This is a genomic window from Acidobacteriota bacterium (assembly GCA_028875725.1).
In the GTDB taxonomy this organism is placed as follows: Bacteria; Acidobacteriota; Thermoanaerobaculia; order Multivoradales; family Multivoraceae; genus Multivorans.
Genome location: JAPPCR010000006.1, coordinates 1,337,164 through 1,361,772 on the forward strand (window position 1 = coordinate 1,337,164; position 24,609 = coordinate 1,361,772).

At 68.5% G+C, this 24,609-nt stretch carries 18 protein-coding genes; 11 read left to right on the forward strand and 7 right to left on the reverse strand.

Annotated features, from left to right (window positions below; translation table 11 throughout):
* The first annotated feature begins 43 nt into the window (after positions 1-43).
* Positions 44-1,003 carry a glycosyltransferase family 4 protein gene (locus OXI49_07420; protein MDE2690331.1) on the forward strand — a complete coding sequence of 320 codons (960 nt, stop codon included), beginning with the start codon at positions 44-46 and terminating at the stop codon, positions 1,001-1,003.
* Here the strand turns inward: OXI49_07420 and OXI49_07425 are convergent.
* On the reverse strand, positions 982-2,085 hold the full coding sequence (locus OXI49_07425; GenBank protein MDE2690332.1) for a class I SAM-dependent methyltransferase: 1,104 nt from the start codon (positions 2,083-2,085) through the stop codon (positions 982-984). The genes OXI49_07420 and OXI49_07425 overlap by 22 nt on opposite strands.
* Positions 2,086-2,111: 26 nt before the next feature.
* Positions 2,112-3,182 carry an LLM class flavin-dependent oxidoreductase gene (locus tag OXI49_07430; protein ID MDE2690333.1) on the reverse strand — a complete coding sequence of 357 codons (1,071 nt, stop codon included), beginning with the start codon at positions 3,180-3,182 and terminating at the stop codon, positions 2,112-2,114.
* A 384-nt stretch (positions 3,183-3,566) separates the two neighbouring features.
* Here OXI49_07430 and OXI49_07435 point away from each other — a divergent pair, with 384 nt between their 5' ends.
* From OXI49_07435 to OXI49_07460, 6 genes are all read left to right on the forward strand, one after another.
* Positions 3,567-7,115 carry a PSD1 and planctomycete cytochrome C domain-containing protein gene (locus OXI49_07435; GenBank protein ID MDE2690334.1) on the forward strand — a complete coding sequence of 1,183 codons (3,549 nt, stop codon included), beginning with the start codon at positions 3,567-3,569 and terminating at the stop codon, positions 7,113-7,115.
* Complete coding sequence (locus OXI49_07440) at positions 7,112-8,629, forward strand: DUF1501 domain-containing protein (protein MDE2690335.1); 1,518 nt, start codon at positions 7,112-7,114, stop codon at positions 8,627-8,629. The genes OXI49_07435 and OXI49_07440 overlap by 4 nt, the downstream gene beginning before the upstream one ends.
* A 65-nt stretch (positions 8,630-8,694) precedes the next feature.
* Positions 8,695-9,111, forward strand: a complete 417-nt coding sequence (locus tag OXI49_07445) for a hypothetical protein (GenBank protein ID MDE2690336.1) — start codon at positions 8,695-8,697, stop codon at positions 9,109-9,111.
* 162 nt (positions 9,112-9,273) lie between these two features.
* A complete protein-coding gene (locus OXI49_07450) occupies positions 9,274-10,680 on the forward strand; it encodes an ammonium transporter (protein MDE2690337.1) in 1,407 nt (468 codons plus the stop codon).
* 36 nt (positions 10,681-10,716) lie between these two features.
* On the forward strand, positions 10,717-11,805 hold the full coding sequence (locus tag OXI49_07455) for an amidohydrolase family protein (GenBank protein ID MDE2690338.1): 1,089 nt from the start codon (positions 10,717-10,719) through the stop codon (positions 11,803-11,805).
* On the forward strand, positions 11,802-13,064 hold the full coding sequence (locus OXI49_07460; protein ID MDE2690339.1) for a CmcJ/NvfI family oxidoreductase: 1,263 nt from the start codon (positions 11,802-11,804) through the stop codon (positions 13,062-13,064). The genes OXI49_07455 and OXI49_07460 overlap by 4 nt, the downstream gene beginning before the upstream one ends.
* Positions 13,065-13,093: 29 nt before the next feature.
* On the opposite strand, the gene OXI49_07465 is transcribed toward OXI49_07460, so the two are convergent.
* Both OXI49_07465 and OXI49_07470 read right to left on the reverse strand, forming a co-directional pair.
* Positions 13,094-14,503 (reverse strand): alkaline phosphatase D family protein, encoded by a 1,410-nt coding sequence (locus tag OXI49_07465; protein MDE2690340.1) that lies wholly within the window; start codon positions 14,501-14,503, stop codon positions 13,094-13,096.
* Between the two features lie 98 nt (positions 14,504-14,601).
* On the reverse strand, positions 14,602-15,840 hold the full coding sequence (locus tag OXI49_07470) for a Tm-1-like ATP-binding domain-containing protein (protein ID MDE2690341.1): 1,239 nt from the start codon (positions 15,838-15,840) through the stop codon (positions 14,602-14,604).
* Between the two features lie 84 nt (positions 15,841-15,924).
* On the opposite strand from OXI49_07470, the gene OXI49_07475 reads away from it, so the two are divergent.
* The gene (locus OXI49_07475; GenBank protein MDE2690342.1) at positions 15,925-18,852 is read left to right on the forward strand and encodes a hypothetical protein; all 2,928 of its coding nucleotides are present in this window, start codon (positions 15,925-15,927) and stop codon (positions 18,850-18,852) included.
* Here OXI49_07475 and OXI49_07480 read toward each other — a convergent pair.
* Positions 18,849-20,447, reverse strand: a complete 1,599-nt coding sequence (locus tag OXI49_07480) for an arylsulfatase (protein ID MDE2690343.1) — start codon at positions 20,445-20,447, stop codon at positions 18,849-18,851. The genes OXI49_07475 and OXI49_07480 overlap by 4 nt on opposite strands.
* Before the next feature lie 29 nt (positions 20,448-20,476).
* Between OXI49_07480 and aroH the strand changes: the two genes are divergently transcribed.
* On the forward strand, positions 20,477-20,932 hold the full coding sequence (gene aroH / locus OXI49_07485; protein ID MDE2690344.1) for a chorismate mutase: 456 nt from the start codon (positions 20,477-20,479) through the stop codon (positions 20,930-20,932).
* Here aroH and OXI49_07490 read toward each other — a convergent pair.
* The gene (locus OXI49_07490; GenBank protein MDE2690345.1) at positions 20,929-22,695 is read right to left on the reverse strand and encodes an arylsulfatase; all 1,767 of its coding nucleotides are present in this window, start codon (positions 22,693-22,695) and stop codon (positions 20,929-20,931) included. The two genes, aroH and OXI49_07490, sit on opposite strands and share 4 nt — an antisense overlap.
* Positions 22,696-22,799: 104 nt before the next feature.
* Here OXI49_07490 and OXI49_07495 point away from each other — a divergent pair, with 104 nt between their 5' ends.
* Positions 22,800-23,456 carry a peroxiredoxin gene (locus OXI49_07495; GenBank protein ID MDE2690346.1) on the forward strand — a complete coding sequence of 219 codons (657 nt, stop codon included), beginning with the start codon at positions 22,800-22,802 and terminating at the stop codon, positions 23,454-23,456.
* Here the strand turns inward: OXI49_07495 and OXI49_07500 are convergent, their stop codons facing one another.
* Positions 23,457-23,849, reverse strand: a complete 393-nt coding sequence (locus tag OXI49_07500; GenBank protein ID MDE2690347.1) for a BolA family transcriptional regulator — start codon at positions 23,847-23,849, stop codon at positions 23,457-23,459. It lies immediately after the preceding gene.
* 43 nt (positions 23,850-23,892) lie between these two features.
* Here OXI49_07500 and OXI49_07505 point away from each other — a divergent pair, with 43 nt between their 5' ends.
* Positions 23,893-24,606: a hypothetical protein gene (locus OXI49_07505; protein ID MDE2690348.1), complete on the forward strand. Its 714-nt coding sequence runs from the start codon at positions 23,893-23,895 to the stop codon at positions 24,604-24,606.
* Positions 24,607-24,609 lie beyond the last annotated feature (3 nt).

Consider the following 24,609-nt stretch of genomic DNA (forward strand, 5'->3'; position numbering starts at 1 on the left):
CCTCTACGGCGGCGTCAAGGTCGTCTTCCAGCACGCCCGGGCCTTGAGACGGTTGGGGGTCGAGGTCACCGTCCATTCGCCGGATCCCTGCCCGGACTGGTTCGACGGCGCGCGGGCCTTCTACCGGCAGGCTCCGGCGCTCGAACCTCGTTCTTTGCCCCGGGTCGAGGTGGCGGTCGGTACGCTGGCCCCGACGGTCGCTGCGGCGGTCAAGATCGGCGAGCGGATGGCCTGCCACCTCTGCCAGGGGTACGAGCCGGGCCACGACACGCTGGAGCCGGCAGGGCGCGAGGCGATGCGGGCGGCCTACGACCTGCCCGCGTTGAAGCTGGTCGTCTCCCCGCATCTGGTGCGTACCCTGCGCGATCGGCACGGCGTCGAAGCGCGGTGGATACCCCAGCCCTTCGAGCCGCAGCTGTTCCGGCCACCGGAACGGGAGCGCGTTGACGACGGCCGGCTGCGGATCCTCGTCAGCGGGCACTGGGCACTGGAAGTCAAGGGCGTCGCCTGGTGCCTGCGCGCGCTGAGGCCTCTCTTCGAGAGTACGGACGGAGGGATCGAGATCGTGCGCCTGTCGCTCGACGCGGACGAGGAGGAGCTGGCCTTCTGGCCGGAGGCGGATCGCCGTCGGCACGTGCCGCCGGGGGAAGTTCCCGAGCTGATCCAGGGCGTCGATCTCTGCGTCGGACCGTCGTCCCCTCTCGAGGGCTTCGGCCTGCTCGCGCTCGAAGCGATGGGCTGCGCCCGTCCCTGCGTTCTGACGGACATTCCCTCGCACCGGGACCTCGATCCGGAAGGCCGGGCCTCCATCAAGGTCCCGTTCGGCGACGGGGACGCGCTTCGAGCCGCGGTGGAACGCTTGTGGCGAGACCGGAACCTGCGGCGGAGACTCGGCAGGGCGGGGCGCGCGATCGCCGAGACGTACACGGAACGCCGCACCGGTGAAGCGCTCATGCAGGCCTTCGGCGCCGACCCGACGGATCAACAGAAGATCGCTACGTAGAAACCGGCCGTCGCCAGACTCTCGCGGTCGGGCGCCATCGACTCCGGCAGCGCGTCCATCCGGGGCGGCAGGGGAGTCGTCTGCGCGTCGATCCGGTAGCGGTCGAAGCCGGCCGCGTGCAGCCAGTCCTCGAGCGTGCGGCGGGTAAAAAAGCGGACGTGCGTGGCGCATAGCAGACCCATCGGGATGTAGTCCCAGCGTCCGGCAATGAGGTCCTCCACGACCGAGTAGTGTCCGACGTTCGGCACCGAGAACACCATGCGTCCGCCGGGACGGAGCCAGCTGGCGGCGCGTTCGAGGAACGTTTGCCCGTCGGTCAGGTGCTCGAACAGCTCGAAGGCGACGATCGCGTCGAACTTCTCTCCAGGTTCCACGGTCTGGACGTCGCCGTGGATCACCCGGTCGAGCCGGCTCTCGGCCGCCACCGCCGCTTCCGGATTCAGTTCGATTCCGACGGTGCGGCAGCCGAAACGCTCCTTGATGAGGGCCGCGGTCGCACCGCGGCCGCATCCGACCTCCAGGACGGAGGATTCGGGCCCGAGGTCTGGCGGCAGAAGCGGCAGGACATCGGCGCGTTCGCCGCCGTAGTAGTCGATGAACTCGTAACAGAGGCCGGCGTGGGGACCGGGTATCCGTTCGCCCGAGGCGCACCTCGTGGTGGCCGCTGGAGAAAGCAGGGCGGCCGGGAAGGCGCCTTCTCCGGAAGGAGGCGTGGCCGCGTCGGTCCGGTCGGCTGCCAGCCAGGTGGCCTCGGCCTGCTCGAAGTCGGCCAGGGTGAACAGGTCGGTGCCCGCTTCGGGCCCGGTCGTCGTCAGGTCGGTGGCGTAGACGGCTGAGACCCGGTCTTGCGCCTGCGTCAGTTCCTCCCGCATCCGGCGCAGGGAGGCCCGGCCGATCAGGACGCGGCAGGACCTCAGGACGAGGGTCGCTTCCAGCCCGTCAGGTGCCTGGGTCGGCAGTTCCGAAACGACATCGACCTCGTCGAACACGGCGCGCGCCTCAGAGGCGAGCCATCGACGGAGGTACCACCACTCGGCGGACGCGTCGGCCTCGGCGTCCCAGGGAAGGACCAGCAGAAGCATGAGGCGATCGTATGCGGGCTGAGGCCCTACGAACGGGCCATGACCTCGTCGTGGAACTGCTGGATGACCCGTTCCTGGGTGGCGAGGGAAGGCAGCAGCATGAGCTGGTCCAGGCCGGCGTCGGAGAGCGTGCGGACCTGGGCCCGTACGTCCTCGGCCGTACCCACAAGGCAGGAGGCGCGGATCAGGTCCGGCGTGACGAACCTCTCTTCTTCGGGCAGGGAGTAGGTGCAGTGGCCCGCGTGGACGCGCAGGTGGCGTCCTCGCGCCGGCGTCTGTTCGACCAGGGCGCAGTACTCGTCCCACACCGGCCGCACGTGCGGCGGCGGCTCCCGGTCGAACTGATGCTGCTGGTCGTAGAGGTAGTGCAGGCCGGAGAGCACGAAAGGACCGCACTCCTCGATCACTCGCGGCGAGGTCAGGTCCTCGCCGGGCCCGAGAATCACGGCGGTGGTGAGCGAACAGGTGTAGAAGCCGTCGCGGTCGAAGCTCCGGCCGCCCGCCTCGGCGCCGCGGCGGCAGTTCTCGATCGCGCGGTCGAACAGCGAGGCGTTCGGTGGGATCGACATGACGAGGCCGTCACCGACTTCGCCGGCCAGACCCTGGCTCTTCGGGCCGAAACCGGAGACGTACATCGGAATCCGCGGTTCGGTGGCGATGAAGCCCTGTTCCTTCATCAGGAAGCGCAGCGGCTCGCTGCGCCCGCGGAAGGTGAAATCAACCTCCTCGCCGTCGAGTAGCGCCCGCACCACGCGCAGGTACTCGCCGAACTCCCTGACGCCGACCGGGCGGTGCCCCATCAGCCGGAGCGCCGTGTTCCCCGCGCCGATGCCCAGGAAGGTGCGGCCTGGCGCCAGCCGGTTGATCGTCGCGATGCTGTGCGCCGTCACCGGCGCGATCCGCGTGCCGGTGATCGCCACCCCGGTCCCCAGCTTGATCCGGCTGGTCCGTTCCGCTGCCAGCGCCAGCACCGCGTAGCAGTCCGACCAGATCATCTGGCTGTCCGCCACCCAGGCATGGCTGTAGCCGAGGGCTTCCGCCTTCTCGATGTAGCCGATGTCGTCGATCTTGCTGGCGACGCAGACGCCGAAGTCCATTGCCGTGCCTCCCGCGGCGAAGGCGGCAGTGTATCCGCGGCGCCGTTGCTTCACCCGCCCGAGCCGGGCGCGAGGAGGGGGTCCCTGGGGACGCTCACCCTCAAGGAGAGGAGGGAAGGGTTGGGCTCGCTGTTGTCGGCTGCGTTTCGCCTCGGCGGTGGCTCATGGAAGGGCGTTGGAGGTCACTTGCCTCCGACCCCCAGCGACCCCCTCCTCGCGCCCGGCTCGGGCTGGTCGTTAGCGGCGGGCCTTCGCTACTCGACTCGGGGCCGGGACTGGGCTGGGCGGTGTCGGTATGCGGTCGGCCTGGAACTCGTCTCTTCGCGCGCTAACATCCTCCTGGTCCAGAATGTGGAGACTCAGGATTCGGGACGGATGAGACGCATGGTTTCGGTAGTGGCCAGAGTCGTGGCTTTGGTCGTGTGTGCCGCTGGTCTCGCTTCATTTGGAGGGGGATTCGCCCAGGCCGCGACGGCGCCGGACTTCGAGTCTGAGGTGTTACCCGTCCTGAAGAGCCGGTGTTTCGCCTGTCACGGACCGCTGAGACAGCGGGGGAATCTGCGGCTGGACTCGCGGCCGGCGATGTTGATCGGGGGTGGTCGGGGAGCGGCGATCGTGCCTGGAGATGCGGAGGCGAGTCTGCTCGTGGCTGCGATTCGGCGCGAGGATGAACTGGAGATGCCGCCGCCGCGGGCGCTCGAGGAGGCGGAGCGGGCGTTGCTCGAGTCGTGGATCGATGCCGGTGCGGAGTGGCCTCTGGCGCACCAGGAAGAGGATGGGGGAGTTGGCGTCGCGGCGCGTGAAGTTCCGCCCGTGGAGCACGACATCGTGGGTCCGGGCGAGCCTCTCTCCTTCAATCGAGACGTCCGGCCGATCCTGTCGGACCACTGCTACGAGTGTCACGGCCCGGACGCGGCCGTGCGTCAGGTGGGCCTGCGGCTCGACCAGGGCGAGTCGGCGCTGGGTGTTCTTTCCTCGGGGCGTCGTGCCTTGGTGCCCGGCAGCCTGGACGAGAGTCAGTTGTTCCAGCGGATCGCGGCAGTCGATCCTCTCGATCGCATGCCGCCGCCTCACGCGGACTCGACGTTGTCCGACCGTGAGATCGAGACCCTGGGCCGGTTCATTCTGCAAGGAGCGGAGTTCGAGGATCACTGGGCGTACCGGCCGCCGCGGCGTCCCGACCCGCCGCCGGTGGCGGACCCTGATTGGGTCCGCGGCGATCTCGATCGCTTCGTTCTCGCCCGGCTGGAGAGCGAGGGACTTGCGCCCGCGCCTGAGGCGGCCCGCCGCACACTGGTACGACGCCTGTCGCTCGATCTGACCGGGCTGCCGCCGACGCCGGGCGAGGTGGAGGCCTTCCTGGCCGACACCTCGCCGGACGCCTACGAGCGTCTGGTGGACCGGCTGCTCGCCTCCGAGCGCTACGGGGAGCACATGGCGCGCTTCTGGCTGGACGCCGCCCGCTACGCCGACACGAACGGCTACCACCGGGACCTCGAGCGGTCGATGTGGCGCTGGCGCGACTGGGTGATCGACGCGTTCAACCGCAACCAGCCCTTCGACGAATTCACGGTCGATCAGCTCGCTGGCGACCTGCTGGCGGATCCGAGTCCTGAGCAGTTGCTTGCCACCGGCTTCCACCGCAACCACATGATCAACAACGAGGGCGGCGCGATTCCGGAGGAGTACCGCGTCCAGTACGTCTTCGACCGCACGGACACGACGGCCACGGTCTGGATGGGGCTGACCGCCGGCTGCGCCAAGTGCCACGACCACAAGTTCGATCCGATCAGCCAGCGTGAGTACTACCAGCTCGCCGCCTTCTTCAACACGGTCGACGAGGCCGGTCTCGATGGCAACCAGGGCAATGCGGAGCCGAAGATCCAGGCGCCCGACCCGGGCCAGCGTGCGTTGCTTCGGGAGATTCGGGAGGAACTTGCGCCGCTCGATGCGCTCCTCGACGATGCGAACGGAGAAGCCGTCACGACGCAGGCCGCGTGGCAGCAGGAGTGGGACCGCCGGCTGGGCGAGAGGTGGCGGCCGCTGGTGCCGGTTTCGCTCGAGTCCACCGCTGGAGCCCGTATGACCGTTCTCGATGACGGCTCGATCGAAGTGTCCGGCGAGAATCCCGTGACCGACGTCTATGTGATCGAGGCCGAGACCGACCTTGACCACGTCGGCGCGTTGCGGCTGGAGGCGCTTCGGGATCGGTCCGATCCGTCGCTCGGGATTGGCCGGGCCGAGGACGGGAGTTTCGTGCTGACCGAGGTCGAGGTCGAGGTGACGCCGCTCGATGGGGGACCGTCCGGCGCCCTGAACCTGGCTGCTGGCTACGCCGACTACGCGACGCCGTCCATGGGCCTCGAACTGGCGGTGGACAGCGATCCTGAGACCGGCTGGGGCGCCGGCTACATGACCCGGCCCACCGCCCGGACGGCCGTGTTCCGGGCGGCTCGGGCTCGGACGCCCGAGGTGGCCGAGGCGGCGCCGGGCCCGGCCTTTGGCGTCCGGCTGCGGATCGTTCTGCGGCAGGAGTCGACCTATCAGTACAAGACGATGCGCCGTTTCCGGCTGTCGGTATCCGACGCGCCCGAGGTGGCGTTTCAGGTGCTGGAGCCGAAGCAGCTGCCGCCACCGTACGGCGGTCTCGTGACGGCGTACCGGGACGTCGAGTACCTGGTCGGGCTGCCCGAGGATCAACGGACCGGGGAGCAGGCGACGACGATCCGCCATCGCTTCCGACGGGGCTACTGGTCTCCGTGGCTGGTGCATGAGACGCGCTACGCCGCGCTCTCGGAGCGTCTCCGTGAGATCGAGGCCGCCGTGCCGACGACGATGGTCATGCGCGAGATGGACGATCCGCGGCCAACCTTCGTGTTGCGTCGCGGCGAGTACGACCAGCAGTTGGACGAAGTCGACGCGGCCGTTCCGGCGGTGCTGCCGCCGATCCCGGAAGACCTCCCGAAGAACCGGCTCGGCCTGGCGCGCTGGCTGGTCAGCGGAGATCATCCGCTCACCGCGCGTGTGACGGCGAATCGCATCTGGCGGAAGTTCTTCGCTCGCGGCCTGGTGGCGACGGCCGGCGACTTCGGCGCCCAGGGCGCGTGGCCGTCCCACCCGGAGCTGCTCGACTGGCTGGCGACCGAACTGGTCCGGCAGGAGTGGGATCTGAAGGCGCTCCAGAAGATGGTCGTGCTGTCCTCGACTTATCGCCAGAGTTCCAGGGTGAGCGCGGAACTCATCGAACTCGACCCGGAGAACCGGCTGCTGGCGCGCGCGTCCCGCTTCCGCCTCGACGCGGAGGTGATCCGGGACGGGGCGCTGGCCGTTTCCGGCCTTCTGGTCGAGAGGCTCGGCGGCCCGAGCGTCAAGCCCTATCAGCCGCCCGGTCTGTGGCGGGAGATCGGCTACGAGAGCAGCGCCAGCGTCTTCGAGCAGGACCACGGCGAGGCGCTCTACCGGCGCAGCCTGTACACCTTCTGGAAGCGGACCGTGCCGCCGCCGAACATGCTGGTGTTCGACGCGCCGAACCGGGAGACGTGCGTAGTGGAGAGGTCCCGCTCCAACACGCCGCTGCAGGCCCTGGTGCTGATGAACGATCCCCAGTTCGTCGAGGCGGCGCGCGTTCTGGCGGAAGACCTGCTTGCGGAGAACGCCGCCGCGGCGCCGGCCGACGCCGGCGATGCGAGTCTGATCGACGGGCTCTTCCGCCGGGTGCTGGCGCGTCCGGCGACGGCCGTGGAGCAAGAGGCGATGTTCGATCTCGTCGCCGATCTGCGGCCGCGCTACGAACGGGATCCGGCGGCGGCCGAAGCGTTGCTGAACGTCGGCGAGTGGCCCGTCGACGAGAGTTTGCCTGGCGCCGAACTCGCGGCCTGGAGTGTGGCCGCGAGCGCGGTGCTCAACTTGGACGAGGCGGTGACCAGACGATGAACGGAAAGAAGACCGACTCTCTCTGCAGCGAACGCGGCCCGCGCCTGAGCGCGGATCCGCAGGGCGACTACGCCCTCGGCGTCAACCGGCGCCAGTTCTTCGGCCTGGCGAGCACGGGCATCGGCGTCGCGGCGCTCTCTTCGCTGCTCGATCCGGGGCCTTCGTGGGCCGCCCCCGACGAGGCAGCGAAGGCGCTGGGCGCGCTCGGCGGCACTCACTTCCCGGCCAGGGCGAAGCGGGTGATCTACCTGTTTCAGTCCGGTGCGCCGTCCCAGATCGACCTCTTCGACTACAAGCCGCGGCTGGCCGAGTGGCATGGCGAGGAGCTTCCGGCATCGGTTCGGGGAGATCAGCGCGTGACCGGCATGACGGCCAACCAGACGTCGTTCCCGATCACGGCGTCGATGTTCGAGTTCGCGCAGCACGGCGAGAGCGGCGCCTGGGTCAGCGAGCTGATGCCCCGGACGGCGGGAATCGTCGACAGGCTCTGCTTCCTCAAGGCCGTGAACACGGAGGCGATCAACCACGATCCGGGCATCACCTATCTGCAGACGGGACACCAGCAGCCGGGCCGACCGAGCCTGGGCGCCTGGTTGAGCTACGGCATCGGCTCCGAGAACAACGACCTGCCGGCCTTCATCGTGCTGATCTCCCAAGGCAGCGCCAAACGCGAATCCCAGGCCCTGTTTCAGCGACTCTGGGGCGCCGGTTTCCTCCCCTCGGAGCACCAGGGTGTCAACCTGCGGGCTGCGGAGGACCCGGTTCTCTACCTCTCCGATCCGCCGGGGATCGACCGCGGCGTCCGGCGGCGGATGCTGGACGTGGTGGCCGAGCTCAACGAGCAGCACCACGACGAGTTTGGCGACCCGGAGATCACGGCCCGGATCGCCCAGTACGAGATGGCCTACCGGATGCAGGCCTCGGTGCCCGAGCTCGTCGACACGTCGGGCGAGCCGCAGAGCACCTTCGACCTGTACGGCGAGGATGCGCGCACCCCGGGCACCTACGCCGCGAACTGCCTGCTGGCGCGGCGGCTTGCGGAACGCGACGTACGCTTCATCCAGCTCTACCACCGCGGCTGGGACCAGCACGGCGATCTGCCGAGCGACATCCGCCTGCAGTGCGGCGACGTGGACCGGGCGTCGGCGGCGCTGGTCACCGACCTGGAGCAGCGGGGGCTGCTGGAAGACACTCTCGTCGTCTGGGGCGGCGAGTTCGGCCGCACCGTGTACTGCCAGGGAACGCTGGCCGAGGACAACTACGGCCGCGACCACCACGGCCGCTGCTACACGGTGTGGATGGCGGGAGCCGGCATCGAACCGGGCAAGACGCACGGCGAGACGGACGACCACTGCTACAACATCGTCTCGGGCGGCGTGCACATCCACGACCTGAACGCGACGATCCTCCACCAGCTCGGGATCGACCATGAGCGCCTGATCTACCGTTACAGCGGCCGCGACTTCCGGTTGACCGATGTCCACGGTCGGGTGGTGGAGGATGTGCTGGCGTAGCAGGACCGGATACTCGTACTCACATCGCGTCGTGCCGGCGGCGTCCACGCTCAGAGGAGGATCGAATGAACTGGGGTAGAGCAATCGGTGCCGGTCTGGCGGCTGGTTTCGTTCAGAACATCGCCAACTTCGTCATGCACGGCCTGGTGCTCGGGGGCATGTACCTGGATCAGCCCGCGTTCGTGCAGGAACCCGACAACATGGCGATGCAAATCGTGTGGTTCCTGGTCATCGCGCTCGTCTTGGGCGTGGTGGCGAGTCTGCTGTTCGCGTCGAGCCGGCAGTCCTGGCAGCCGGGCGCGAAGGGCGGACTCCACTTCGGCGTACTACTGGGGGCGGTCGTCGGTTTTCAGCAGTTCTACCTGACGCTGGTGGTCAACGACTTCCCGTACCACGTTGCCTGGTTGTGGCTCGCGGTGGACGTCATCTCCTTCGGCATCGGCGGCATCGTGCTGGGTGCCGTCTACAAGCGGGCGGAGTAGCGCCGGCCGTCCAGGGCCCTCTCGGGACTGCCGCTACAATGCTCATGTCCCAAGCGCGGTCCTGGCGTTCTGCCTTGGGTCGGTCAGCGAAGAACCTGGTCACGCGTCGTCGACGCCCTCGCAAGAGGGGGCGGGGCCTCCACCACTAGCCGGAGGAAACGAATGAAGCCCCAGTTCGAGCCGTTCTCGTCACGATCGACCGTCCTCAAGGTACTCCTCGCTGGCGTTGGATTGCTTCTCGTGGCGTCCGCGGCTGGCGCCCAGGTGTCCGAAGAGGTCACCTACGTCTTCAATACGTACGCCTTCCTGGTCTGGGGTGCGTTCATCATGTGGATGTGCGCCGGCTTCACCATGCTCGAGGCGGGTTCCGTGCGGACGAAGAACGCCTCCGTCATCTGCATGAAGAACATCGGCCTGTACTCGATCGCCGGGATCGCGTACTACGTGATCGGCTACAACCTGATGTACGTCGATGTGAGCGGCTGGATCGGTTCGGTTTCGTTCTTCTTCGAAGCGTCGGCGGACGAGATGGCCTTCCTCGCCGGCGACGCCGACAAGGCGGCCGCCGTCGTTGGAAGCGGCTACTCCGAGATGTCGAGCTGGTTCTTCCAGATGACGTTCGTGGCCACGACGGCCTCGATCGTGTCGGGGGCTCTCGCCGAGCGGGTCAAGCTCTGGTCCTTCCTCATCTTCACGGCCGTGCTGACCGCGGTTCTGTACCCGATCGTCGGGGCCTGGACCTGGGGCGGCGGCTGGCTGGCCGAGCGCGGTTTCCAGGACTTTGCCGGCTCGACGATCGTCCACTCGACCGGTGGCTGGGCGGCGCTGGCCGGCATCATCATGGTCGGCGCGCGGCGCGGCAAGTTCCGCGACGACGGCAGCGTCAAGGCGACGCCGCCGTCCAACGTGCCGATCGTCACGCTCGGGGTCTTCATCCTCTGGATGGGCTGGTTCGGGTTCAACGGCGGCTCGCAGCTTGCGCTCGGCGGCGCCAGCGATGCCACGGCGATGGGCAACCTGCTGATCAACACGAACCTCGGGGCCGCGGCCGGCGTCGTCGCGGCCCTCGTCCTGTCACGGCCGCTGCTGGGCCGGATCGACCTCCTGGCTGTGCTCAACGGCGCACTCGGCGGACTGGTCGGCGTGACCGCCGGACCGGACCTTGTCGGCCACCACTGGGCGCTGCTGATCGGCGCCATCGGCGGCGTGGTCACGGTCGCCGGCATGAGGCTGCTCGAACGGATGAAGCTCGACGATGTCGTCGGTGCCGTTCCGGTCCACCTGTTCGCCGGTATCTGGGGCACCCTCGCCGTCTGCATCGCGGCCGGCGGCAGCTTCGTGCCGCAGGTCATCGGCATCGTCGTGATCGGCGTCTTCGTCTTCGGGGTTTCCCTGCTCGTGTGGTGGGTGCTCGAGAAGACGATCGGCGTTCGGGTTTCGCCGGAAGTCGAGGAACTCGGTCAGGACATGACCGAACTGGGCATCGAGTCCTACCCCGAGTTCATCCTGATGCCGGACGAGGACGACATGCAGGCGGCCAAGGCGGCGCAGGACCAGGCAAGGAGCTGAGTCGGCCACCAGAGGCCGATGGTGTAGCTTCGTCAGGTGTTCGCCAGGACGGCCGAGCCGGGAATCGGAGCGCCGCTGCTCGTCGCGGCGTGGCTGGTCACGGGGTCGGTCGGCTGGGCGGAGTCGAACGAACCGAAGTTTCACGACGTCCACTTCCACCTGACGAACTACGTCCAGCGGGGCATCACGCTGAACGAGTTCCTCGAGATCGCGGCGAACGACGCTGGGCGCACGGCGGTTTTCGGCATCCCGCTCCAGCAGAAGTGGGACTACTTCGAGTCGGGCGACCGGGCGCCGGACTACTACCTGCACTCCGATTCGGCGCTGTACTACTACTCCTTCGTCGATGCGATCATCGCCGAGGAGTACCAGCAGTTGCCGCCCGAGGACCAGGCGCGCTTCGACCCGATGATCACGGGCTTCAACCCGACGGACATGTATGCCGCGGATCACATCCGCCGCGTTCTGGAGCACTATCCCAACGTCTTCTCCGGAATCGGGGAGTTCTCGATCCACAAGGAGTTCGTTACCTCGAAGATCCTCGGCCATACGGCCAGTCTGCGGAATCCGGCGCTCGACCGGGTGCTCGACTTCGCTGCCGAGGCGGGCCTCGTCGTGATCCTCCACAACGACATCGACGTCGTGCTGCCGACCGGGGCGTACGAGCCGGTTCACCTGGAGCCCTTGCGGGAGCTCTTCCGGGCCCACCCCGGCGTCCCGATCATCTGGGCCCATACCGGGCTGGGCCGGTTCGTGGCGCCCGCCGTGGACCATGTCGAGCTGCTCGACGCCCTGCTCTCCGACGAGACGTTCTCCCATGTCCACTGCGACCTGTCCTGGGACGAAGTGGCGAAGTACATCGTGCGCGATGAAACATCGCTTGAAGCCTGGGCCGCGCTGCTCGAACGCCATCCGGACCGCTTTCTGTTCGGGACGGATTCCGTTGCGCCGAGCGGTCGGGACCCGTACCTCAAAACGTGGCGCGATTACGCGCCGCTTTGGGACAGGCTCAGCGACACGACGCTGCACGCGATCACGATCGGCAACTACGAGCGCATCTTCGACGAGGCGAACCGCAACGTACGGGCGTGGGAGGAGCGAATGCTGAAGAGGAGACCGGAATGAGTGCGAATCACGTTGCGACGGCTTCGGACGCGGCCACGCCGGCCTACGTGCCGCCCCTGCAACTCACCAAGGGGCAGCCGCCGCCCGTGGCGGCGAACGGAGGCCTGTCCTACATGTCGTTCGACCGGGACGGGGATGCGGGAACCGCCGCGGCGACGGAGGCGACCTTCCGCCAGGTGGCCGAGGGGACCGAGAAGGAGTTCGCCGACATGCTCGACAACGCCCCTCCAGGGCCGATCGAGACGAAATGGGGCCCCGGCTTTCGTCGCTACAGGGAGTGCCTCGAGTACATTCGGGCGAACAACATCGAAGTGCCTGAAGGCGGCCTGGCGCTGCCGCTGCGCTACTCGGTCCGCGAGGAGCCGTCCTACTCGATCGTCTCGTCCAATGCACTCTGGCGGGACCCGGCGCGAAGAGCCGATGCGGAAGCGCTGCGCCGGTACGAACGGGACATCGCGCGGGGCTGCCTGTACTTCCCCCACGTGATGCGCGACGCGCGACGAATCGAGGAGGTCTACCCGGGGCTCAAGCCCGACAGCGCCGAGTGCATGGACAGGCTCGGCCTCTCGCTGGCCCACTGCGAGTCCGAGTGCGAGAACTTCTACGACGCGGCGGAGGTGGAGCGCGTGTTCTACCCGGAGATGGAGAAGCTCCTGCTCGAGTTCTTCCCGGACGCGACGGACGCCTTCGTGTACAACCACGACGTGTTCGACAAGGACTACCAGGGAGACCGCACCGAGGACCAGGACAACAAGAACCCCGGTGTGAACGCCAACTACGCCAACCTCGTGCACAACGACCTGAACGACAACAGCGGCCGCGTACGCTGCCGCGAACTGCTCACCAGGAACCTGCGGAACTTCGGCCGCGAGCAGCACTACACCGAAGAAGAGGCGGACGCGAAGATGTCGAGGCGCTTCATGTCGATCAACCTCGCCAAGCCGATGGAGACCGTGCGCCAGAATCCCTTCGTACTCTGCGCCTGGCCGTCTTTCGCCGACCAGCCGTACATCACGAACTACCGAATCTACGATGACCGCGTCGGCGAGACCACGCGCTTCACCTACCGCCCGCACCACGAGTGGTACTGGTTTCCCCACCAGACGCCCACCGAGGTCTCGATGCTCAAGTGCTACGACTCCGTTACCGACGGCTCCGTCTCGCGCTGGTCCTTCCACACTGCCTGCATCGACCCGACCGCGCCTGAAGATGCGCCCTGCCGGAGGAACGTCGTGGTGCGATCCTTCGTGTTCTTCTAGGTCCAGGAGGCTGCAGGCAGCGGAGGTGTCTACTTCGGCTGCAGCTCCGACAACTGCAGCGTCTGGCGCAACAGGACCCGATTGGCGACGGTCCGCAACTCGATCCGGATCGTCGGGTCGGCCTGGGTCCAGTCGATGTCCATGTAGCCGAAGTTCGGTTCGCGCGCAGCGCTGCCGACGCGGTGGCGGTTCGGCCCGATGGCGTCCCCGCGCCGGTTGAGCGAGCCGGTCGTGATGTCCCAGAGCGGATAGGGGAAGTCCGCGTCGAGGCGGGAAATGTCGGACCAGGGCGTGTTGCCGCTGAGCAGAATGACGCCGTTCGCTCCGGTGTCCCGAACGAGGGCCAGCAGGCGCTGCCGTTCGAGAGGCATGTTGGCCCAGCTCTCCCAGCCGGTGAACTCCATCACGAAGGGGATGCTGGTAACGATCAGCCGCAGGTCGGCAGGCTCGTGGAGTTCTTCGTCGAGCCAGCGCCACTGTTCCTCGCTGAGCATGCGAGCACGTTGGTGGTCGTTCGGCAGGTAGGGTCCCATGCCCCGCGCTTTACGGTTTGTCGCCTCGTCCGGCGATACGCGCCACAGCGGTCCCCGGTCGTAGCGGGTGTCGAGCAGAATGACCTGCAGGCGGCGTCCCGGCGGTCCGAAGCGCTGGGAGGCGTAGATGCCCTGCTGCCGGCGGCGTGGCGACCCGGGAGGCACCTCCCAGAAATCCAGAAAGAGCTCCTTCGACTCGGCCCGCATGGCGAACTCGGCGCCGGCATCCTCGTGGCCGAAGTCCAGGTCGTTCCAGGTGGCCAGGAAACGGCTCTGCCGCCGCAACTCGTCGAAGCCCGGCTTGGCCGCCAGCTTCTCGTACTGGAGACGAAGCTCGAGCATGTCGTCGGTGCCCGCGAGGACGCTGTTGCCGAGCATCAGCATGAGCTGGGGCCTGAGCGCGAGTACCGTGTCCCAGGCCGGCTGCGAGCGGTCCTGATCGGCGCCGGAGGCGAAGGCGATGCGGCTGACGACCTCGCGGGTGCGAGTATCGGCGGCCCGGCGTCGGCGGTGAAGGGACCAGACGTAAGCGGTCAGTGCATCGACATCGCCTTCGTCGAGTTCCATGCCGCCCAGTGGCCACATCTCGTACTTGCCGCGGAACCGGCGGCCCGCACCGTGGCGGAAGCCGCTTTCGATTGCGGTGCGCACGGCGGCGAGCGATCCGTCGCCGTGAAGCCACTCCTCGTCGGTCAGGTCCGGTCCGCGGCGGTTCCCCTGGCCTTCCCAGTGGTGGCACACCGGGCAGGTGCCGCCGCGGTAGATCACCGCGCCCCGTTCGACCGCCGCCGGATCGGCGGCGGCTCCACCGGCGGGTGCCGCCATCGGAGCGAGGACGACGGCGACGACGCCCGGAAGCAGAGCCCGCCGCCAGCGGCGGCGCAAGCTGAACCGGATGCGCGGCATGCGCGGAATGTACCGCACGGCCTTCGCGGCGATCTTCCCGAACAATTACCGGCCGGTGCAGCCGCTGGGCGAGCGCGTTCTCGTGCGGGGATGAGACCTCAGTTCGCGTCCCGCACCAGCCGTAGCATGGCGTCGCTAACGGCGCAGGCGAAGCGCGGGTCGTTGATGTTCACGTCGACTTCGGTGACCGGCACGGCCCGCCGCAGGTTCTCGCGCAGGGCGGTGAAGAGCGCGTCGTCGGCCGCCGGGTCGTGAAACGGTCCGCCGGCCGCGGAGAGCGTGGAGACGCCGCCCAGAGGCAGATAGACCTCGACCGGGCCGGTAGAGGCATTCAGTTTGGCCGCGAGGACCTGGCCGAGCTCGGCGGACTCCTCGCGCGACGTGCGCATCAGGGTCATGTTGTCGCTCTGGCGGTGAAAGGTGCGCCCCGCAAACTCTGCCGGAACGGTGTCCCGGGCGAAGAAGCTGACCATGTCGAGGCAGCCGGGCACGACGACGGCGGGCGTACCGCTCTTGGCCGCGGCCTCCAGACGCGACGGGCCGGCGGTGCGTACGCCGCCGACCAGCTCATCCGCGCACTCCGTGGTCGTCAGGTCGAGTACTCCGCGCACGAAGCCTGCCTCGATCAGACTCTCCATCGTACGGCCGCCGGCGCCCGTGGCCTGGAAGACGAGCACCTCGAGTCCCTCGATCTCCAGTTGGCGCCGGCAGGCGTCCACGCAGGGGGTGGCGCTCCTGAAGGTGGAGGCCGCGATCAGAGGACGGTCGTCACCACCTTCGATCTCGACCCGGGCCATGGCGCAGATCGCCGCGGCGGTGCGGCTCAGGACTTGACGACTGATCCGGTTGATGCCATCGATGTCGACGATCGACGGCACCATGACGATGTCCTTGACGCCGACGTACCCCGAGGCGTCTCCGCCGGCCATCGTGGAGACCATCACCTTGGGCACGCCCAGGGGCAGGACGCGCATCGCGGTTGTCGCCATCGCGGTGCCGGCCCGGCCGCCCAGACCGACGATCGCGTCGAAGCTGCCGTGACCGTAGCTGCGGCGGACGACCTCCTCCGCACCGGCGGACATCGCGGCGATCGCGCGCTTGCGGTCGGCCTCCTGGGCCAGTTGCTCGACCTTCTCGCCACCGGCGCAGGCGACTTCACGACGGCTCACATCGGGGAGCCATGTTCCGTCCAGTGCGGGCTCGCCGAGCACGCCGAGGTCGATGACGAACGCCCGGCAACCCCAGTCGCGGACGATGCGGTCCACGAGATACGACGCTTCGCCGCCCTTCGTGTCGAGGGTTGCCAGAACGGCGATCGTGCAGGGCGCCTGGGGCATAGCAGACTGATCCTACGGAGCAGACGCGTCCCAAGACAAGATCCCGGCGTGTAGGATCGGCGACCGGCCGGGCCACGAGGTTTCATGAAGAACGCCGTCTCTCACACCCTCGGCTTTGCACTGGCTCTCGGGCTGGGTGCCGGGGCGACCGCCCAGGAGTTGATGCCCGATCACGACGCGTCGCGGCGGGAGCGGCTCGACTACGCAGGGGAGCGCTTCCGCACGCCGGACGGATTCACGGTGGAAGCGGCGGCCGAGCCCGGTCTCTTCGGCTCGGTCGTCAACATGACGTTCGACGCAGCGGGCAGGCCGTTGCTGGCGCTGGAAGGCGAAGGCCTGGTCGTCCTCGAGGACGCCGACGGTGACGGCATGTACGACCGGCGGATCGACTTCGCTCCTCAGGTCGCTACGGCGCACGGCTTGTACGTCATGGGGCCGGGCGACTTGCTCGTCCACGCGAACGGCCGCGGCCGGCTGGCCGAAGCGGCGGGAGTCGAGGGCAGGTCTGGCGGCAGCGACTCAGTCGAGGACACCGGGCTCTACCGGCTGCGGGACACGGATGGCGACGACCAGGTCGATGTCGTCGAGCAGATCGTACCCGCGAATGGCCGGATCCAGGAGCACGGACCGCACACGATCGCGCGCGGTCCCGGCGGCGCCCTCTACGTCCTCTACGGCAACTACTCGTCGCCCGAGGTCGGGCTGGCGGCGACCTCGCCGCTGCGCGAACTGCAGGAGGACCAACTCTTGCCGCCGATCCTGGACCCGCGGGGCCATGCGAACAGTCTGCGCGCGCCGGGCGGCACGATCTACCGCCTGGATCTGGAGTCGAACGTCTGGGAGCGGCTCTCGGGAGGCCTGCGCAATCCCTTCGACCTGGCGATCGGCGCGGCGGGAGAGATCTTCGCCTATGAGGCGGACATGGAGTGGGACCGCGGGTTGCCCTGGTTCCGGCCCACCCGAGTCGTCCATCTGATACCCGCGGGCGACTACGGCTGGCGCACCGGGTCAGGGAAGATCGCGTTCCACGAAATCGACACGTTGCCCGGCGTGGTCGACCTCGGCCGCGGTTCGCCGGTGGGCGTCGCCTTCTACTACCACCACGCCTACCCCGGTCGGTACCAGGGCGCCTACTTCATGGGCGACTGGTCGCGGGGCCGGATCCGGGTCCTGTTCCCCGAACGGGCCGGCGCTACCTGGACCGGGGAGGCCCACGACTTCGTCCTCGGCGAACCGCTGAACGTGACGGACCTCGATGTCGGGCCGGACGGCTTCCTTTACTTCGCGACCGGCGGCCGCGGCACGTCGGGAGGCCTCTACCGGGTGACCTACGAGCGAGCGGGCGAGGCGGTCGCGGTCACGGGCGCGGAAGCCGCCGTACGTCAGCCGATGCCCCGCTCCGGGTGGGGCAGGGAGGCCATCGGGCGCGCTCGCGGTGAGGCGGGAGCGAACTGGGAAGCGGATCTGTGGGCAATCGTTCGGGACGCTGGACGAGCACCGATCGACCGCATCCGTGCGTTGGAACTGCTCGAAGTGCATGGCCCACGGCCGACTCTGGAGGAAACGGCGGCGCTCCTCGACTCGGACGCGCCGCTGGTGCGCGCGGCCGCGGCGGCCCTGCTCGGCGCGCAGCCGTTCGCCCAGGCGCAGGACCCCCTGCGCCTCGCTCTCGGCGACGTCGACCCGCTGGTCGCCCGGCGTGCGGCCGAGTCCCTGGTGCGCTCCGGCCTCGATCTGCGCGCCCGGGGCATCGAGGTCGCAACCTCCGATGCCCTCTACGGCCTCCTCGACCACGAGGATCGGTTCCTCCGCTACGCGGCCCGGGAGGCGATCCAGCGCATCCCCCATGGCTACTGGGTCGACCAGGCGTTCATGGCCTCTCCCGGGCAGCGGCCCCGCGGCTACTTCGAGGCCGCGCTGGCGATGATCTACAGCCTGGAACACAAGATCGAGTACAACTTCCTTACGGGCAGCCTGGTCCGGGTCGCCGGCGCCGATCTCGACGTGGCAGCCGAGCTGGACTTCCTGCGCCTGGTCGAGATCGCCTTGATTCGCGACCCGGCGCCGGACGCTCCGGGGCGCGACGAATTCCGGGCCGGCCTCGGTCAGGCGCTGGTCGACCGCTACCCGCACGCCGACGACCGGGTGAACCGCCAGCTCGAGCGATTGCTCGCGTACCTGCAGCCAGACGGGGCCCTGGCCAGGATGGTCGATCGCCTGGAAGATGACCGGCCGCCGGAGGAGCGGATCCACACCGCCTACTGCCTGCGCGTAGTGGACCGGGGCTGGACGCCGGAGCTGCGCGCCCGGGTCGTGGCCTGGTTCGACGACGCCCGGGAGTTCCGGGGCGCGGCCAGCATGGAGGGCTACGTCGACGCCATCTGGAACGACCTTCTGGACCGGTTCCCGGACGGGGAACGCACGGCGGCCGAGGAGCGGCTTGAGGCTCAGCGGACCGAACGGGCGCGGCGCGCCGCCGCGCTGGTCAGCGAAGTCGAGGGCGACCGGCAAGGCAGGAGCGACCTGGCCCAGATGTCCTTCGAGGAGCTCGCGGAGTACCTGGAGTACGACGTGATGGCCTACGAGCGGTACAGCCCCGAGCAGGGCGAGCGGGTGTTCCACCGCGCGCGTTGCTCGGCCTGCCACGTGTTCGGCGACATCGGTCGCGGCGGCGGCCCGGATCTCTCGACGGTGATCAAGCGGTTCCGCCGTGGCGAAGTGCTCGAGTCGATCATGTTCCCGTCACGCGTCATCTCGGATCAGTACCAGGCGGTCGATGTCGAGCTCGAGGACGGCGCCCTGCACAGCGGGATGGTGGTCGAGGACACGGCCGAGCGGCTGACGCTGATCAACGCGAACGGCGACCGCCTCGATCTGGACAAGGCGCGGATCAGGAGCCGCGAACCGTCCGCGCTCTCGATCATGCCGGAGGGCCTGCTCGACACGATGACCCTGAGTGATCTGGCCAGCCTGATCCGCTTCCTGGACGGGGGAGCGGACGAGGCGCCCTAGTCCGGCGGCGCCGGGGGTTCGGAGTCGTCGCCCCGGATCGCCTCGAGTTCCGCGGTCAGCCGCTCGACGATGTCGGGCCGGTCGAGGTAGAGGTCGTTCGTCTCGGCCGGATCGGCGACGAGTTCGTAGAGCTGTCCGGCGGCGCCGCCGGGTTCGGGGGCGAGTTGCCGTGGTTGGGTGAAGCCGCCCGAACCGAGCCCCTCGATCAGCTTCCACTTCCGGGCAGCCTCCGGGCCGTCCAGGTCGTGGGACCGGATGGCGAACATCCCGCGCGAGCTGTGGTGAATCAGCGAGTTGCGGGGCGCCTCCGCGTCCTCTTCGCCGCGGAGCAGAGCTCCGAGATCGACGCTGTCCTCGGCGGCTCCATCGGGAACCTCGGCCTCCAGGATGGAGGTAAGAGTACGGAAGACGTCGACTAGGCCGGCCAGTTCTCCGCGCACCGAGCCGGCCGGAAAACGGCCCGGCCAGCGGGCAAGGAAGGGGACTCGGTGGCCGCCCTCGTGGATGTCGGCCTTCTGGCCGCGCAGCGATCCGTTCGCGCGGTGCCCGGTCTGCTCGATGTCCGCTTCGACCCAGTGGGCGCCGTTGTCGCTCGTGAACACGACCAGGGTGTTCGAGGCGAGATCGAGGGAGTCGAGAGCGTCGAGCAGGCCGCCGACGCCGGCGTCGACCTGAGCGACGAAGTCGCCGTAGACGCCGGCGCGGCTCGCGCCTTCGAACTCCGGTAGCGGCATCCAGGGCGTGTGGGGCGAGGGCAGCGGCAGATAGAGAAAGAAGGGCCGGTCGTCGTCCGTCGCCGCGCGCCGCTGCAGGTAGCCGGCGGCGCGATCGAAGAGGACCGGAGTCACCTGGAGGAAGTCGAAGCCGGGGGCGATGTCGCCTGCGCGCCAGTAGCCGCCGCCCCCGTAGCGCCGCATCGAACTGGCCTCGACCGTTTCTGTCGCTTCCTCGAACACGCCGTCGTCCTCGATGTAGAGGTACGGTTCCATGTCGAGGGAGGCGGGGATCCCGAAGTAGTGCTCGAAGCCGGCGCTGAGCGGCCCCGGGCGAAGCGGTGCGTCGTAGTCGGTCCGGCCGGGCTCATTGTCGCCCGGAGCCGGATCGGCGCCGAGTCCGAGATGCCACTTGCCAATGCCGGCGGTGGCGTAGCCGAGGGACTGGAGGAACCCTGGCAGGGTGACGCGCTCCGGTTCGAGCAGGGCGGTGGATCGCCCGTTCAGCACGCCGCGCTTCAGCCTGGAGCGCCAGGCGTAGCGGCCGGTGAGGAGCGCGTAGCGAGTCGGCGTGCAGACCGAGGAGGGACTGTGGGCGTCCGTCAGCCGTACGCCCTCGTTCGCGAGCCGGTCGAGGTTGGGGGTCGGGATCCGCGACTCCGGGTTGTAGGCGCCGATGTCCCCGTAGCCGAGGTCGTCGGCGAGGACCAGGAGGATGTTCGGCCGCTCCGGCGGGGTCGTAGTGCTCGACCCGGGTGGTGAGCAGGCGGCGAGCAGCGTCGCCGCGGCCACGAAGCAGATGGCGACGCCGCGCGGGTTTGCGTGCCGGCGCGCCGGTAGCTGCCAGCAGAGTCGTTGGTACAGTTCGCCGCTTCCCTTCACGCCGGATCGTACCCGCTGACGTCGCTCCCATGCCTCGCAAGCCGCAGTCCAGTACCTGGCGCCGCAGGCATCTCGTGTGCCGCGGCGTCCGCGGCGCGACGACGGTTCAGGGCTCGAGCCGCGAGCAGATTCTGACTGCCACCGCAGAACTGCTGGAGAGGATGGTTCAGGCGAACGGCATCGAGCAGGAGGATGTCGCCAGCGCCGTCTTCACCACCACGCCCGATCTGACCGCCGAGTATCCGGCGCTGGCGGCGCGCCTGATGGGCTGGCGCGACGTTGCGCTGCTGTGCGGCCACGAGATGGCGGTGCCCGGCGGCCTTGACCGCTGTGTGCGCATCCTGCTGCACTGGAACACCATCCAGGCGGCTTCCGAGATCGAGCACGTCTACATCCATGGTGCCTCGAACCTTCGGCCCGACCGCGAGGAACTCGACGAGCTCCGCCGGCAGATCGAGGCGCAGCAGGAGAGCCCTTCAGACTAGGTCCGGCGGCGGAGAACCAGCAGCCGGAAGTCGACCGCCTGGTTGCCCGGGATCTCCAGCGCCCGCAGGAACAGGGTGCCCCGGCCGGGTTGAAGGTCGATCTCGCCCAGGACCGTCGGCTGGAAGTCCTTTACGTAGGACTCGATGCGCGGAACGCGGTCGTCGTCCATGCCGATCAGCGGCGGATCGTGCGCCCGGTCGATTCGGCCGCTCACTGCCTGCTCGCCGAGCCGCAGTTCGATCAGCGCACCGGCATCGTCTTCGGCGCTGGTGGTGTAGAGGACGACCTCGAAGCGGCCGCCGGCGAGCACTTCGACATCCCAGGTGATCGAGTCGTCGGGGCTGGTCCAGTTCGTGAAGTAGGAGTCGTTCGGGTAGCGGCTCGAACGCTCGATGGCGCCGTGGGCGATGCCGTCGCGTGCGGGAAGGTGCGTGGACTCGTGTTCGGGATGGCCGATCGGAAACGGCCGGTCGTCCTCGTCCGGAAGCTCGGGCAGTACCTCTGCGATCCACCTGTCCCGTACGGCAGCGAGCCGGGCGGCCGCCTCGGGCCGCTCCGCGGCGACATCGTTACGCTGGCCCGGGTCGGCGGCCATTTCGAACAGGCGGCCTTCGTGGTCGAGCCGGTACTGCTGACTACGGACGCTGGTGCTCCCGCGCCAGTGGTTCACGAGATGCCGGTCGGGCCATCTGCCGGCTGCCCCGGTTCCGGGCCCGAGCAGCGGTTTCAGGCTGAGGCCGTCGATGGGGTGGGAGGTCGCGTACGGGATGCCGGCGAGCTCGGCCAGCGTCGGCAGCAGGTCGATCGCGCCCGCGATGCGATCGACGACCGTGCCGGCTTCGATGGCGCGCGGCCAGCGGACGAAGAAGGGAGATCGGACGCCGCCTTCATCCGTCGAACCCTTGCGACCCTTCATGTCGCCGTTCCAGCGCCAGCCGTTCGGGCCGTTGTCCGTCAGGTAGACGACGATCGTGTCCTCGGCGAGACCGAGCTCCGCCAGGCGCCCGGTCAGCCGTCCGACGTTCCAGTCGATGTTCTCGGTCATCGCCAGGGCGGCCCGGGTGTGGTCGAGATGCTCTTCCCCGGGTTCGCGGTGGCGCTGGGGGAGGTCGCCGTCCTCGAATCGGGCCCACCAGCGATCGGGCACCTGCATCGGGCTGTGGGGCGTGTTGTAGGCGACCCAGACGAAGAAGGGCTCGGCTCGATGGTCTTCGATGAACCGGATGGCGCGGTCGGTGAAGTCGTCGGTGACGTAGCCGTTGCCCGTGACGACGCGGCCGTTGTGGTCCAGGGGCGGGTCGAAGTAGTTTCCCCAGTGGCCCGAGGTGAAACCGTAGAACTCGTCGAAGCCCCGGGCGTTGGGATGGTAGGGGGGCTGCGAACCGTTGTGCCACTTGCCGAAGGCGGCGGTAGCGTAGCCCGCGGCATGGAAGGCCTCGGCGATCGTCGTTTCGTCCAGGTCGAGCCGCTCTCCGCCCCGGGAAGTGGCGTAGACGCCGGACCGCGGGTGGTAGCGGCCGGTCAGGAGTTCCGCGCGCGTCGGCGAACAGACGGGGCTGACGAAGAACCGGGTGAAGGACGCGCCGTCTCGCGCCAGCGCGTCGACGTTCGGCGTGTGGACGTTCGTGTTGCCGTGGACGCTCAGGTCGCCCCAGCCCTGGTCGTCGGCGAGGAACAGGACGACGTTGGGTCTGGAGTCCGGGGCCGGCGCCGCGCACGAAACCGCGACGATGGCCGCTGGCAGGATGGCCGCTCGCCGCATCCGCCCGTTCTATCCCAACCAACCCTAAACGTGACTACAATGGTCACCTTTCTCGGCGCTCCACGCTACGCGCTCCGCATAGAACCCGACTGACCGGAGGAACCATGACGCTCAGGATCAACGACGAGGCTCCCAACTTCACCGCGCAGACCACGGAGGGAGAGATCGACTTCCACGAGTGGATCGGCGATGGCTGGTGCGTCCTGTTCTCGCACCCCAAGGACTTCACGCCGGTCTGCACGACCGAATTGGGCACCGTTGCCGGCCTCAAGGACGAGTTCGACCGTCGCAACTGCAAGGTGATCGGCATCAGCGTCGACGGCGTGTCGGACCATCAGGCATGGTCGAAGGACATCGAGGCTTCCCAGGGCCACGCCCTGAACTACCCGCTGATCGGCGACCCGACGCTCGACATCGTCAAGCAGTACGACATGCTGCCAGCCGACGCCGGCGACTCCTCCGAGGGCCGGACGCCGATGGACAACGCGACCGCTCGCTCCGTCTTCGTGATCGGCCCGGACAAGCGGATCAAGGCGACCCTCACCTACCCGATGAGCACGGGCCGGAACTTCGCCGAGATCCTGCGTCTCGTCGACTCCGTGCAGTTGACGGCCAAGGAGCAGGTGGCGACGCCCGCGAACTGGGAGCACGGCGACGACGTGATCATCCTGCCGGCGGTGTCGGACGAGGCGGCGCGGGCGAAGTATCCCCAGGGCTGGCAGCAGCCCCTGCCTTACATCCGGGTGGTGCCGCAGCCGTAGTCAGTCGCCCGGCGAGTCGAACCGCGAGCCGCCGCGGCAGTCGGGAGACAGGCTCCGTTGCTCGTCGCGGGCCTGCCACTCGGCCGGCGTGAGCGCGTCGATGGCCAGGGCGTGGATCGGTCCTGCGAGTTCTTCTTCCAGGGCCCTGTGCACGACCCGGTGTCTTCCCAGGCGCGTCGCGCCCTCGAAACGGCTGCTGACCACGACGACCCGGAAGTGGGTTTCGGCGTCCGAGGGGACGTTGTGCATCCGGCTTTCGTTCAGCACCTCCAGCCGTTCGGCGCCGGTGGCCTGCTCGAGCTTCCTGCGGATCGTCTGTTCGAGAAGCGTTCCGCGGGCGACGGCCTTGGCCGAGGCCTTGTTCGTGGCAAGCGGCTTTCCGAGCGTCGCCATGGGTGAATCATAGCGGCGGCGACCGCCGTGCTACGGTCGCTCGATGAAGGAGTCGACGGGCCGTTCACCCTGGTTCTACGCCCTCCTGGGCTGCCTGGGCTGCCTCGGTCTCGTGGTCCTCGTCGTGGGCGGCCTGGCCTTCTTTGGCGTCCGTACCGCCCAGCAGGTGACCGCCGACAACGAGGATCCCGAGCGGCGCAGAAGCCGGGCGCTGGAAGTGCTGGGGGCGGAGCAGGAACCGGGCGGCTATCACGCCGCGGCCGTCATCTCGATTCCGCTGTTCATGGAGATGGCGGTCTTCTCGGACCGGCCACCGGAAGACGGTTCCCCGGGAGGAGAGTTCCGGGAGGAAGGGTTCTTCTACCTTCGCGTGAGAGCAGGGGGCGACGATCTGCGGGCCTTCTTCGACGGCGAGACAAGTGAGTCGGTGACGTTTCGCGAGATGGGCCTGGAGCTGAACGTCGACGAGAACCTGGGCCGCGGCGACCTGGACCGGGGGGACTTCACCGGACGCTGGGCCACGTTCCGTGGCCATACCTTGTACGAGGCCGGGGAAGAAGTCGGAGACCTCGTGACGTTGATCGAGTTCGAGTGCGCCGAGGACGAGTGGATGCGGATGGGCGTCTGGTTCGGGCCTGCCGCGGAACCTGGTGATCAGGACACGAGTGTCGAGTCGGGATCAGGCGGTCTGGCGGCGGACGGCGACCTGATCGAGGCGTTCCTGGAACCGATTCACCCATGCGGTCGTCCCGTTTGAAGC